This window comes from Rummeliibacillus pycnus, assembly GCF_002884495.1.
GTDB classification, from domain to species: domain Bacteria; phylum Bacillota; class Bacilli; order Bacillales_A; family Planococcaceae; genus Rummeliibacillus; species Rummeliibacillus pycnus.
Genome location: NZ_KZ614145.1, coordinates 982235 through 995695 on the forward strand (window position 1 = coordinate 982235; position 13461 = coordinate 995695).

The 13461-nt window shown below is 35.8% G+C and carries 11 protein-coding genes and 1 other annotated feature; of the genes, 1 reads left to right on the forward strand and 10 read right to left on the reverse strand.

Going from position 1 to position 13461, the window contains the following annotated elements:
• Window positions 1-9 precede the first annotated feature (9 nt).
• The 6 genes from CEF14_RS04935 to CEF14_RS04960 are packed head-to-tail and all read right to left on the reverse strand — an operon-like array spanning window position 10 to window position 7224.
• The gene (locus CEF14_RS04935) at window positions 10-1164 is read right to left on the reverse strand and encodes an acyl-CoA dehydrogenase family protein (protein ID WP_102691828.1); all 1155 of its coding nucleotides are present in this window, start codon (window positions 1162-1164) and stop codon (window positions 10-12) included.
• Window positions 1165-1188: 24 nt separating this feature from the next.
• The gene (locus CEF14_RS04940) at window positions 1189-2376 is read right to left on the reverse strand and encodes a thiolase family protein (RefSeq protein ID WP_211284561.1); all 1188 of its coding nucleotides are present in this window, start codon (window positions 2374-2376) and stop codon (window positions 1189-1191) included.
• 5 nt (window positions 2377-2381) lie between these two features.
• Window positions 2382-3539, reverse strand: a complete 1158-nt coding sequence (locus tag CEF14_RS04945; RefSeq protein ID WP_102691830.1) for an acyl-CoA dehydrogenase family protein — start codon at window positions 3537-3539, stop codon at window positions 2382-2384.
• An 11-nt stretch (window positions 3540-3550) separates the two neighbouring features.
• Window positions 3551-4327: an enoyl-CoA hydratase/isomerase family protein gene (locus tag CEF14_RS04950; protein WP_102691831.1), complete on the reverse strand. Its 777-nt coding sequence runs from the start codon at window positions 4325-4327 to the stop codon at window positions 3551-3553.
• Window positions 4327-5190 (reverse strand): 3-hydroxyacyl-CoA dehydrogenase NAD-binding domain-containing protein, encoded by an 864-nt coding sequence (locus tag CEF14_RS04955; protein WP_102691832.1) that lies wholly within the window; start codon window positions 5188-5190, stop codon window positions 4327-4329. Before CEF14_RS04955 ends, CEF14_RS04950 begins: the two co-directional genes overlap by 1 nt.
• A gap of 24 nt (window positions 5191-5214) precedes the next feature.
• On the reverse strand, window positions 5215-7224 hold the full coding sequence (locus tag CEF14_RS04960) for a sigma 54-interacting transcriptional regulator (RefSeq protein ID WP_102691833.1): 2010 nt from the start codon (window positions 7222-7224) through the stop codon (window positions 5215-5217).
• A 312-nt stretch (window positions 7225-7536) separates the two neighbouring features.
• Between CEF14_RS04960 and CEF14_RS04965 the strand changes: the two genes are divergently transcribed.
• The gene (locus CEF14_RS04965; RefSeq protein WP_102691834.1) at window positions 7537-7731 is read left to right on the forward strand and encodes a hypothetical protein; all 195 of its coding nucleotides are present in this window, start codon (window positions 7537-7539) and stop codon (window positions 7729-7731) included.
• A 156-nt stretch (window positions 7732-7887) separates the two neighbouring features.
• Here the strand turns inward: CEF14_RS04965 and CEF14_RS04970 are convergent, their stop codons facing one another.
• From CEF14_RS04970 to CEF14_RS04985, 4 genes are all read right to left on the reverse strand, one after another.
• A complete protein-coding gene (locus tag CEF14_RS04970) occupies window positions 7888-8472 on the reverse strand; it encodes an anthranilate synthase component II (RefSeq protein WP_102691835.1) in 585 nt (194 codons plus the stop codon).
• On the reverse strand, window positions 8469-9860 hold the full coding sequence (gene trpE / locus CEF14_RS04975; protein WP_102691836.1) for an anthranilate synthase component I: 1392 nt from the start codon (window positions 9858-9860) through the stop codon (window positions 8469-8471). Before trpE ends, CEF14_RS04970 begins: the two co-directional genes overlap by 4 nt.
• An 87-nt stretch (window positions 9861-9947) precedes the next feature.
• Window positions 9948-10146 (reverse strand) — a binding site (T-box leader).
• 57 nt (window positions 10147-10203) lie between these two features.
• Window positions 10204-10956 (reverse strand): helix-turn-helix transcriptional regulator, encoded by a 753-nt coding sequence (locus CEF14_RS04980; protein ID WP_102691837.1) that lies wholly within the window; start codon window positions 10954-10956, stop codon window positions 10204-10206.
• 202 nt (window positions 10957-11158) lie between these two features.
• Complete coding sequence (locus CEF14_RS04985) at window positions 11159-13447, reverse strand: S8 family serine peptidase (RefSeq protein WP_146013862.1); 2289 nt, start codon at window positions 13445-13447, stop codon at window positions 11159-11161.
• Between the last annotated feature and the right edge of the window lie 14 nt (window positions 13448-13461).

Below are 13461 nucleotides of genomic sequence, written 5' to 3' on the forward strand. Positions count from 1 at the left end.
CTCCCCCTTTTAATAACAACGATATTCTTTGCCTATAATCTCTTTTGCAATGACCATTTGATTTGCTTGTGCTGTTCCATCTCCTATTTCTAGTCCAATGACATCACGTAAACGTTGCTCTAATGGCATTTCCTTTGTGTAGCCATAATGACCATTTAACAATAGACATTCATGAATAGCGTCCACACTATATTTAGGTCCTAACCATTTGACGGTCGATGAAACTCTCGAATGATTAAATCCATGATCACGCAACCATAACCCGCGATAAGCTTGCCATTTAATCAACTCTAATTGGGTATGATGTGTCACAATCGGAAAGGCAACTCCTTGATAAGTAGCAAGTGGTTTTCCAAAAGAATGACGTATTTTTACATGTTCAATCGTTTCCTCAATACTTTGCATAGCTGCACCAACACACTGTAGTCCAATAAGTAATCGGCTTAAATCGAAGCCATTCATCACTTGGGAAAAACCTTTATTTTCCTCACCAACAAGATATGAAGCAGGTATTTTTACATCATGCATATAAATCGAACCACGTCCAACTGGAATATTTCCCATATCTTCGTAACCTTTTGTAGATAAACCATCTAAGTTAGAAGGAACGAGAAAGGCACTAATACCACGGTTACCTTTGGATGGGTCTGTTTTTGCAAAAATGAGGAAAGCATCGCCACAAGTTGCTACGCTGATTCCGGATTTTTCCCCATTTAGAATATAATAATCTCCGTTTCTTACAGCAGTAGAAGTGATACCTCCAGCATCCGTTCCTGCAGAGGGCTCAGTAATTGCAATTCCTACGATTTTCTCGCCACTTGCAATTTGTGGTAAGCATTCATTCTTTATATATGAATTTGCATGTTGTGCCAAAATTTCACCAACAAGTCCATTTAACATAACAGCATATGTTAAGTTGAAATCGCCTCTTCCAATCTCTTCCGCTGCAATTCCAGTTGTTACACAATCTGCACCGCTTCCACCGTATTCTTCTGGAATCCGTAAACCATTTACACCTAACTCCCCAAGTTTCCTCCAAAGGTGCCGAGGGGTTATATTTTCTCGATCCCATTTTGTATAGTTTGGAAGTAATTCTTCCTTTGCGAAATCTTGTAGAATTTTACGAAACTGTTGTTGTTCATCTGTAAATGAGAAATCTACCATCTAGTTACCTCCTATTCACGACGATTATTGGCAATTTTCGATAATGGTGGTAATCCCTTGTCCACCACCAATGCATAATGTCACTAAACCATACCGTGCTTCTTGGCGTTGTAATTCATAGATCAATTTCGTCATTAAAATAGCCCCAGTAGCACCAATTGGATGACCAAGAGCAATTGCTCCACCATTTACGTTTACTTTATCTAGATCCATTTCTGCTTCTTGAATGACTGCCAATGCTTGAGCCGCAAATGCCTCATTCAACTCAATCACATCGATATCTGCAAGTTGTAAACCCGCTTGTTTCAAAGCTTTTTTAGTAGCAGGAACTGGCCCTATTCCCATGTACTGTGGAGATACACCAGCAACTGCTTGAGCAAGAATTTTTGCTTTTGGTTTCAAATCATAATGCTCTAGTTTTTCTTGTGACATTAGTAAAATCGCAGCTGCTCCGTCATTTCTTCCACTGGCATTTCCTGCAGTCACAGTCCCATTTTCTTTAAAAACAGGTTTTAAAGCCGCTAACTGTTCAATAGAAGTTTGACGTGGATGTTCATCTTCAGAAAAAATAGTAGGTGTATTTCTCGTAGCTATTTCATAAGGAATAATTTGATCTGAAAATCGACCTTCTTTTATGGCTTGACGTGCAAGCTCTTGACTTCTTAATGCAAAGTAATCCTGTGCTGTTCTAGAAATCTTATATTTTTCCGCTAGATTTTCTGCTGTATATCCCATCGTAAAACTTCCATACAGATCTTGTGGTTGAGAACACAGTTGACTTTCAGTATTTGGATCCACTAACTCCGCATTCCCAACATTGTAACCATACCTTGCCCCGCGCAAATAATAAGGGGAAGAGCTTAAGCTTTCAGTCCCTCCAGCAATTACAACGTCTTGTAAGCCCAGGGCAATTTGCTGAGCACCATTATGAATTGCTTGAAGCCCGGAACCACATTGACGATGGACTGTGTAAGCTGTCGTTTGTTCTGGAATTTGTGCACGTAAGGCAGCCACGCGAGCGATATTTGCTGCATCTGCACTCTGACGCGCCTGCCCTAAAATGATTTCATCCACTTCAATTGATTGATTGATTTTTGAAAGCAATCCACGAATCACTTTTTCTGCGAGAAAATCAGGCTTTTCGTGTTTTAGTGTGCCGCCCATTTTACCAATGGCTGTACGAACACAATCGACAATATAAACATCTCTCAACTCCATCACACCTTTGCTTCGTATTCACGACTTAGTTCTGAGGCAATAATATTCCGTTGAATTTCAGACGTTCCTTCATAAATGCGGGTAATACGGGCATCACGGAAAAAACGTTCGATTGGATAATCCTTCATATAGCCTAGACCACCATGGATTTGCAAAGCTAAATCCGCCACTCTGTTATATACCTCTGAACCATATAATTTCACCATCGCTGCTTCTTTTACAACTCGCTGTCCTTGATCAACTTTCCACGCTACGCTGTAGGTAAAAGAGCGTAAAGTTTCGATTTGTAATGCAATATCTGCTAACATATGTTGAATCACCTGAAATTCAAAGATTGGTTGATTAAATTGAATTCGTTCTTTCGTATGTTGCATCGAATAGTCCAGTAACTTTTCAGATGATCCTAAGCATCTCGCGGCCATTCCAGCGCGACCATTGGCTAGTATTTTCAACGCATTTATATAACCTTCGCCTTCTAGGCCTAAACGATTTTCAATTGGAATTTCAACATCTTCAAAATAGAGTTCAGCAGAATGGGAACCTCTTAAACCAAGTTTTTTCTCTGGTGTACCAATCGAAAAGCCAGGAGTGTCTTTTTCAACAATAAATGATGTAATACCTCGTGCCCCTTTAGTTGGATCAGTGACAGCCATCACGGTGAAAATATGTGCATCATGTGCGTTGGTAATATAATGTTTCATTCCATTTAAAATATATTTATCACCTATCCGCTTTGCTGTGGTTTTAAGATTGGCGGCATTTGAACCTGCATCTGGCTCCGTTAATGCAAATGCACCCAGCCATTCTCCTGTAGCCATTTTGGGTAAATACTTTTTCTTCTGAGCGTCATTTCCGAATTCCACAATTCCAACCGAACCAATACCTACATGACATGAAACTAAAGTGGTATAGCCATTATGCGTTTTTGCAAATTCTTCCAACATTTGGCATTTGCTAACCATATCGAGCCCTAGTCCGCCGTATTCTTCGGGTATACTAATTCCGAAAAAACCTAATTCTTTTGACTTTTCCACGATATGTGAAGGAATTTTGTTTTCTTCTTCAATCTGGTTTGCAAAGGGTTCTACTTGTTCCTTTACAAACTTACGAGCAATGGCTTTTAGTTCTTCCAATTCTTCTGCTACTCGAAAATTCAAAAGCTTCCCTCCTATTTATTTGAAAATTGAGCTGCTCTTTTTTCGATAAAGGCTAGCGTCCCTTCTTTTTTGTCTTCTGTGCCAAATAGCACACTCGATGAAAGTTTTTCAATCCATTGTGCTGTTTGAAGATCAATGTCAAATCCTTTATGCACTACCATTTTTGCAAGCTGTATGGCAAGTGGGGCTTTTTTCAAAATGTTATCTGTAATTGTTGTAAGGAGTGTCTCAAGCTCTTCGATAGGTGTGAAATAAGTAGCTAATCCAATTCGCTCAGCTTCCCTGCAATCAATGATCTTGCCAGTAAGTATAAGATCTAATGCTCTTCCTTTGCCAATAGTGCGAGCCAATCTTTGTGTGCCACCAGCTCCAGGGATTATGCCTAAATTCAGCTCTGGCAATCCAAATTTCGCTCGTTCTGTAGCAATACGGATATCACAGGCTAGTGCCAATTCACATCCACCGCCTAATGCAAAACCATTGACTAAAGCAATTGTTGGTTTTGTGCAATTTTCAATTTTGTTGTAAAGTGCTTGCATACCAGGTATAAGGGCATCTAAAGGGGAACGGCTGTGCAATGCTTTGATATCTGCACCTGCTGCAAAAGCTTTGTCGCTCGAACTTTGTATGACAATAATGCGTATGTCGGGTTGATTCTCTAAAATATGGAAGCCTTCTTCTAATTCTTTCAGTATTGTTGCATCAAGTGCATTACGCGTTTCCGGACGATTTAATGAAAGAAAGCCAATCTCATTTTTTTCTTCCAGTAGAATGTTGCGAAATTGCATTAGGTTCTCACCTCTTTGTTGTATTCGTAAATACCATGACCGCTCTTACGTCCTAGTCGACCCGCTTTAACGTATTTTACAAGTAATGGGCTTGGACGATATTTTTCCCCTAAAGTTTTGTGTAAGTACTCTAATGTTCGTAATCTTGTATCTAAACCAACTAGATCCCCTAATTCAAGTGGGCCCATTGGATGGTTAAGGCCCAATTTAACAGCCTTATCGATATCTTCAGCAGAAGCAACACCTTCCATTAACATATTCATGGCTTCATTTCCGATTAAGACGTTCATTCTTGATGTGACAAAACCAGGAAATTCCGTTACTTCGATGGATTCTTTTTGAATGTTAGAAGCAACCTTTTTAATAATTTGTACGGTTTCATCTGATGTTTCAAGACCACGAATAATTTCAATCAGCTTCATCTTATGAACAGGATTAAAGAAATGCATCGCAATTACTTGATCTGGTCGTGCTGTCTGAGCAGCTATTTCGGTAGGGCTTAATGAGGAAGTGTTTGTTGCTAAGATGGTCTTTTCTGGACAGATGGAATCCAATTTTCTAAATAGATCTATTTTTTCATCCATCTTTTCAATAATTGCCTCAATTACTAAATCTGCATGAATCACCGCTGTTTCGAGATTATTGATGTAGTGCACGTTTTCAAACAGTAAGTTCTTCTGAACTCTTGTAATATAGCCTTTTTCTAAACTTTCAAGTGCAAGTGTTTCAATTGAATGTTGCGCGTTTGCTAATGCTGACTTATCTAAATCGTGTAATGTAACATTATATCCATATATCGCACAGTTATAAGCGATGCCTCTTCCCATTATTCCTGAACCAATTACACTAATGTTCTGAACCATTTATAACACTCCTTTTTCGTTAAATTACAACTTATTTTTTTGAACTTTTCTGATAATCGTTGATGGATTCACCTCTAGAATTTTTGCCATTTTTCGATACGATATATTTTGTGTGCTAACAAGTTCAATTAGTTCTTTTTCTACTACCTCTTTTGCCTGCTTAAGAGGGATGATTTGATTGACAACAATAGGTTTCTCTAATTGTTGCTCATATTCTTGTAAATACTCGATGATACATTTCAAATTGATGATTTGATTTGGAGATATGACCATGATTTGTTCGATAAAGTCTTTGAGTTCTTGTAAATTTTGTTTCCACTTTTTTCGTGAGATAAACTCCATCGCATCTTCCGTAATCCATGTTTCTGTATCATATTTTTTATTTAGTGTTTCAATAAACTGTTGCATGATTAACTTGACGTCCTCTATTCGATACGATAGTGGTGGAACTGTGATGGTAAAAGCATTTAGTAAGTAATAGAGTTGTTCGCAAAATGGCTTCTCTCCTGTAAAGGAAAGATCATTAGAAACAGAAGCAATCAGACGAATATCGACAACTTTAGTATCCAGTTGATTGCTTACAGATTGATGAGACAATAATTCTGCCAACCTATTTTGTAATGGAAATGGGAGAAAATCGATGTTTTTGAAATAGATTGTACCGTCCGATAGCATACGTATAAAGCTATTTGCCTTAGAATTAAATAATAGATGTTCTAAATCTTTATAACTTTTTCCACGGCAATCAATTTCAAGAAAAGGGGCGTTTTTTCTTCCACTTTGTAAAATAATTTGACGTGCTATTGTTGATCTTCCTGTACCGATGTCCCCTTTTAGTAAAACCGGCGCATTCACCTTTACCATTTTTTTGATTTTATTTGCGATTCCTTTCATTTCATCTGATGAATAGATAAAACGTTCATCAGGCTTTAATCGTAAAAAGTACGCATTCAATTCTTGTAATTTCTCTAATTGATGACTTATTTTCTTTTGTTCCGTCATATCTTGGATGCGTACGAATATTTGCGTAGGTTGCTGCTTTTGTTCCTCATGAATAGGGGTAAAAGAGATTTTATAGATGGCATTTACTCTGGCAATGTATTCCTCATAAACATGCTGTGTATTTGATCGTAATGATTCTTGAAGTAATTCAAATAATTTTAAATGTTGTTGCTTATCGAACAGAATCGTTAAATTCATTTGATGAAAAAGAGCATTTTGCTGCAATATCGTTCCTTTTTCATCTATGATTGCAACACCATCCAGACTATTAGAGAGTAATGTTTGATTTTCTTTAGCCAATCGTTTAACAGTTTCTAATTCAGTGGAAAGCGTTTCCATTTTGGAGATATCATCAAATACGCCAACCGCTCCAACTAGTTGTTTTCCATCATAGATCGGTTCACGGTGGGAAATATACCATCGTTTTCCGACTTGATATTTCTCAACATGCCCCTTACCGGTTTGTAATACCCTTAATAATCCTCTAGGAGGTACAACATCTGTGATAAAGTTTCCAATTGCCTTGTCTTTTGCCACACCTGAAATCTTTTCCGCAGCCGGGTTCATCATCGTGATATGGCCTTCTATATTGACAGACATTATGCCACTTGGAACCGCATTAAATACAGTCTCAAAATGATGCTTTTCAGATTGAACGTTTTTAGAAAAGTATTGTAAAAAAATAAAATGGTCAATTATCCCAATAATTTCACCATCTTTACAAATGAAGTATAAATCTGTTTGATCATTGAAGAAGTGAACGTTTGTAGGAATGTCAGTTAAGATCGTGAAGTTTTTGTTTAATGCATATGAAATGGACATAAGTGAATCGATTGAATTGATTTTGCTAAATCCTAGTTCACAACATTTTTCTAACAACATTTGATTGGTGAAAAATCCCTCAATTAAATGTTGATGATTTACAATAACAGCATATTCATATTTGTTGGAAACAAAGTCCTTAATCATATCTCGAAGGGGTAGTTGCATTTGATACTTGCCAAAATGTTGTATGATTTCAATCTCTGTCATAACCAATCCCCTTTCTTATTGCAAGAATGCAACATTTTTTATAAAACATTCTGTAAGATTTTTTGAGTAAGTTTTAGCTAATTCACTATATTCATCTTTGTGTAGCTTTTATTCATCATTTGTGTTTTAAATTTACGGATTTGAAATTTGAGCAAAAAATAAGTCTAAATAATGTTGCTTTTTTGCAACAATCATATAAATGTATTGACTAAAATGTTAAAAAATTACCTATTCTCCTCGAAAACTAACTTGAATAGGAAGAACTTTCATTGAGGTTAAACGTCTTATACAAAATAGTAAAGGGGTGGAATAATGGGGTTATGGTATTTCTTAATCTTAGTTTTAGGATTGTTTTTGATAACTAAGGGACTGTTTATGAAAAAGCCATATTTCTTAATTAAAAAAATGGGTTATGTATTTGTAGGACTATTATGTATTTCATTGTCAATTTTTATGTTTACAGATGGAAGTGCAGAAATAATTTCGGATTTATTAAATCTTGATTAAAGCAATAGTAAATAAGCGTATTCATTTCGAATACGCTTATTTCTATGGAAAATCAACGATCACTTTAAACAAAGTCTATTAGAAAAAGGCCGTAGATAAACTTGAATTTCTTCTAGTTTGTCTACGGCCATATATATCCTATTTTTTAGAAAATACTTAAACAACTTTTCTACAAAAAGAATCTAAAAACATCTGAATCATTAAGTCGCCCTCTTTTGTACCAATTGACTCTGGATGAAATTGTAAGCCAAATACGGGATATTCTTGATGCTGAATGGCCATAATTTCTTGATCATCTTCTGCAATTGCTGTAATTTGCAATTCAGAAGGAAGGGTCTCTTTATCAATCACTAGTGAATGATATCGCATGACGGAAACAGATTCGGGACAATTCTTAAATAACCCAATATTTGTATGGTTAAGCGTTGAATATAAGCCATGCTTAATTTGTTGAGCTTGTATGATTTTCGCTCCAAATGCTTCTGCTATTGATTGATGACCTAAGCAAATTCCTAGAATCGGGAATTCTGTATACAAGTTTTTAATAACCTCAATTGATATCCCAGCTTCAGATGGAGTTCCTGGGCCTGGAGAAATGACAATTGCTTCAGGTTGCATTTTTCGAATCTCATCTACTGTTATTGCATCATTACGAACAACTTTCACGTCTTTGCCTAGACTACTTACTTGTTGAAATAGATTATACGTAAATGAATCATAATTATCGATTAATAAAATCATGGGCGCACCTCCAATAATGCTTTCGCTTTGTTCAATGTCTCTTCATATTCCTTCTCGGGAACAGAATGATAGACAATGCCCGCTCCAGCTTGAACGTATGCTTTCCCTTTCGTAATGACCATTGTTCGAATAGCAAGCGCCATATCCATATTACCAGAAATAGAAATATACCCTACTGCACCAGCGTACACTCCTCTTTTATCTCGCTCCAAATTATTGATAATTTGCATGGCACGAATTTTCGGAGCACCAGATACTGTACCGGCTGGTAGAGTTGTAGCCAAAACATCAAGAGGATGAATATCGTTCTTTAACTCACCTGTCACTTCAGAAACAATATGCATTACATGTTTATAACGTTCTATGTGCATAAATTTTGGTAACTTAACAGATCCAATTTTACTTAACTTTCCGATATCATTTCTTCCTAAATCAACGAGCATTCGATGTTCTGCCAGTTCCTTTTCATCTTGTAAAAGTTCTTGCTCTAATGCTAAATCTTCTTGTTTGGTTTTTCCCCGTCGTCTTGTACCGGCAATCGGATTTGTTGTCACAACACGACCTTCAACTTTGACAAGACTTTCAGGTGACGTTCCTAAAATCACATATTCATCAAAATCCATATAGAACATATAAGGGGATGGATTTGCAGTACGAAGTCTTCGATAAAGATTCATAGGATTACCAGTAAAATCTGCTGCAAATCGTTGCGATAATACCACTTGAAAAATATCCCCTTGCGCAATATGTTGCTTTGCTTGAAGAACCATTTCACAAAATTCTTCTTTTTTAATGGTGGATTTGAATTGAACTTCATCTGAATCATTAGTTGTCTGAGTATTAACGGTTGTATTCAGTTGCTCTTCAATTTTACATACTCGTTCATATAATTCTTTTTGAGATGATTCTTTTTTTAATAGATCAACTGCTACTAAATGCACTTTTTGCATTAAATGATCCACCACAACAAAGGTATCGTAAAAGAGCACATGCATATCAGGCATTTGTAAATCATCATTTAATCTTTCGCCTATTTTTTCATGATAGAAGGCCGTTTCATAACCAAAATAGCCGATTGCACCACCAAAAAATGAAAAAGGTAATTGACTGTTTTCAGTTGGTAACAAAGATTTAAGCTTGTCAAAAGCATTGTTACCTTGACTCACTAACTCATGTTCTTTATTAAAAAATTGATACTCATTATTCGTAGCTTTTAACTCGGCAATTGGATTGACCGCAATAAATGAATATCTGCCACTTTCTTCATGCTTTGCTGATGATTCAAATAACATTTTCTTTGGTCCCTTTAAAGCATGGTAAATCGAAATAGGTGTGAGCATATCTCCTTGAATTGTCTTCATCTCATACATTCTCGTCTCTACTGTCATTTGTTTAACTCCTTTTCTAAGCTCTTCTCAACTCAATCCAGCTCATTCCGCTACAATAAAAAAAGTCCTCCATAGAGAAACAACTCTATAAAGGACGGAATTCCGCGGTACCACCTTACTTGTAGCATAAGCTACCTCTCACATATAACGGTATGTGCCGGATTACCCTACTATTTTCAAGTAATCACTCACAGGTCCATTCAATAAGGAAATGGATCGACTTCCACTACCGTCGACTCTCTGTACCATTTTGGACTTATCTACTACTCCTGCTCAACGATTTCAATTTGAAATTGTAAGTATGTTACATATTATAATAAAAGATGAAACAATATTCAATAAATTATTGTTCAACATGTATTCTTGTAAAAAACTTGAGCATATAGCGTAAATAACGACGAATAGTCGTAATACGTTCTTCTAGTGATGCAGCGATTGTTCTGTAAAATGACACACCTTCATCAGTACCTCTTAAATTTCGAACTGTTCTCTTTTCATCTGGCCAAGAACCCACTAAGTAACCTTGATCTTCAAGCTCCCATGCGATCTGATATAAATAGCCATTCGACGGACACCAACCAAATAAATCTTCTAATTGCTGGCCAACTTCAGCCATATAAAAACTAGAACGAGTTTGAGAAAGCTTTAATGCTAAATAACGGACTGCATCTTTTACTGAAATAAGTTTCGAAAAATAGCTTCGAAATTCTTCTGGTAATGGATATTCTGGTCTTGGTGGTTTCTCACCGTTCTTCGTTAATTCAAAATAGAAGCGGTCTAATACTAAAACAATTTCATGGAATCGCTCAAAATAGAGTTCGTTGTACCGATTTAATCGATTTTTTCCAAGTTCTGTACTCGTATAAAGAACTTTTTTATGAATTTGTCTGGAAGATAGCGCTCCTTCTGCTTCTAACTGTTTTGCGATTCTTGCAACATATTCATAGCCAACTTTACGCCCGGGGAATTCATCTTGAAACTGTTGATGGATCTCTACAGAGTACTTTTCCGTATCTTGTGTTGCATAAAGCCAATAAAGTGCTAACGTATCCTTTACACTAAAGCCTACTGTTTGTTGAAAATTCTTTTCTTTCATAAGATGAACCTCCTTTTGGACTAATAACAATATTATACCAAATATATTGCTATATAGTGGAAATATACTACTTAAAGAACGAATTTATTTGAATCATATTTTACAAATAATTCTTTAGGTTTAGAGATCACAAAAAAGTGAATCATTCAACTCTATAAAAATAGGGTATCTTAAAAAGTGAAACTTTAAGATACCCTAACTATTAATGAACTGTAATTTTCAAAGGCTTACTTTTAACCCCATTTTTATTTGTAACATAGACCGTTAAGATCGTATTTTTGGATTGGTTACCCATGTATAAGAAAAAATGCCCTTTTGTATCTACGCGATCAGAAGCTATTATTGTTCTGCCTTTATATAGAGAAATTTTGGAATTAAGCTCTGCTTCACCACGTAAATATTTGGTGGTGGTATAAACTTTATTGACAATTGGTTGAGCTGTTGTTTTCGATTGTTTGACAATGACCTCTTTCGCATTACTGATGTTCCCAACTGAATCTTCAGCCGTAATTTTTAAGATAGAACCTACTGCTTGAAAAGGAAGCGTAATTCGGAAACTACCATCTTTCCCAGTTAAGCCTTTGACAATTGTTTTCGAGTCATTTTTAACTGTTATGGTAGTATTAGCGGTTGCTTTTCCTGAAATAGTATGACTACTTGTTGTAACAGCAGTTACGGAAGGTGTTGCTATCTTTTTGGCTTTAGGTGTATGAACCTTAGCTTCTATACCTTCAGACAAATTTCCGACGGCATCTTTAGTTTTTAGTTTGATTTGGTAATCTGTATCTGGTGTTAAATTTTTAAAAGAATAATCGTCATTTTTTGTAGTGCCAACCAGTTGATTATTTACATAAAGTTGTACTCCAATAAAATCTTCATCATTTGGATTATTCCAGGTTAGTTTCAGAGAGTCGATTTTAAGGTCTTTTATTTTTAAATAATCAATATCACTAGGAGGTGTTACATCTTTTAACGTTTTAAATGTTTGTTGGATACCATCTGAACTATCACCATTTGTATTAATTACTTTTAACAATACATTGTATTTCTGATTTGGATCTAAATTCTTTATGGTATAAGAAGAATGTGTCGTATATTTTATAATCTTGTCATTGATGATGATCGCCACTTTAGCAAAAGTTTTATCATCAGGAATTGTAAACGTGAGTGTAGCTTTATGATCTTTTATCTTCAAAATAGAAACATTCTTCAACTCTCTCGGTTTTGTAATAGAAAAACTCGGTAATTGTGCAACTCCATATCCGAATTTAATATCTTTCCCTTTTGTCCCTAAATCTAACGCGCTACTTCGTAATTTTTGAATTAGCTCACTTGATGTGCTAAATGGATATCGTTCTTTTAAAATAGCCAGTAATCCCGTTACATGAGGTGCAGCAAAAGAGGTACCCGATGCATAGAATAACTCACCTTTACTATTTATTGTAAGAACATAATCACCAGGTGCTGCAAAGTCAACTGAAGTACCCGTATTAGAGAAGTTACTGCATTTTTTGTCTTTTCCAATCGAGCTAACAGCTATAACATTACTATATCGCGCAGGATAAGTAGGCTTATCTGAATTCCCATCATTACCTGCAGAAGCAACAATCATAATACCTGCTTTGACAGCTTGATCAATGGCTTTTTTTAATGCTGGATCATCTTCATAAATACTAGAGGAGATATTGATCAAATCCATTTTGTGCTTAATTGCCCAGTTTAATGCTTCAATTACTTCTGCAATACGACCATCTCTTGTCCCATCAGCATATTTTAAAGAATAAATCTGAACGCCAGGAGCGACACCAATCACATCAGAAACTGAATAATTAAATGATGTTCCACCAATTTGAGCGCCTAAAACAGCCGCAACACTTGTACCATGTCCTTCTCCATAATTTCCTCTATCCAAAACATCCGATTCATCGATGTTTTTTGTTTTGGGATCATCCTTTACAAAAGACACTCGCTTCACGACATTTGGTAAATCCGGAATGGCATTTACACCCGTATCGATTAATGCAACTTTTACCCCTTTACCAAAATAACCTTTTTTCCAATAGGTCGGTGCCTTTACGTAATCCAAATTCCAATAGGATTTAAAGGTTGGAATTTGCTCTTTGGTACTCACGATTGATTCCGTTAATATGGTCATTTTTTTTGTGTTCTTATTGATAAATTCAATATTCCTATTCTTTTTCAGCTGTTCAAATTGTTTCTTCGTAATGGAAGCTCTAACCATTTCAACTTGAGATAAGACTTTATCTACTTTTTTGACATTTTTTAAGATAAATCTTTTTCCTATATCATTTTTGTAGGATATCATTACATCTATAGTTTGATCAGTCGCAACTTTAGCACTTACATTCGAAGCTTGCAACAAAACAAAGCAACCAGTTAAACAGAGGGCAGATAGCAATTTTGTTTTTAGATTGTTCGATAAATGCCAATTAATCAAACCATCACTCTCCATTTCTATATAAACGATCACGTTAAACTTATATC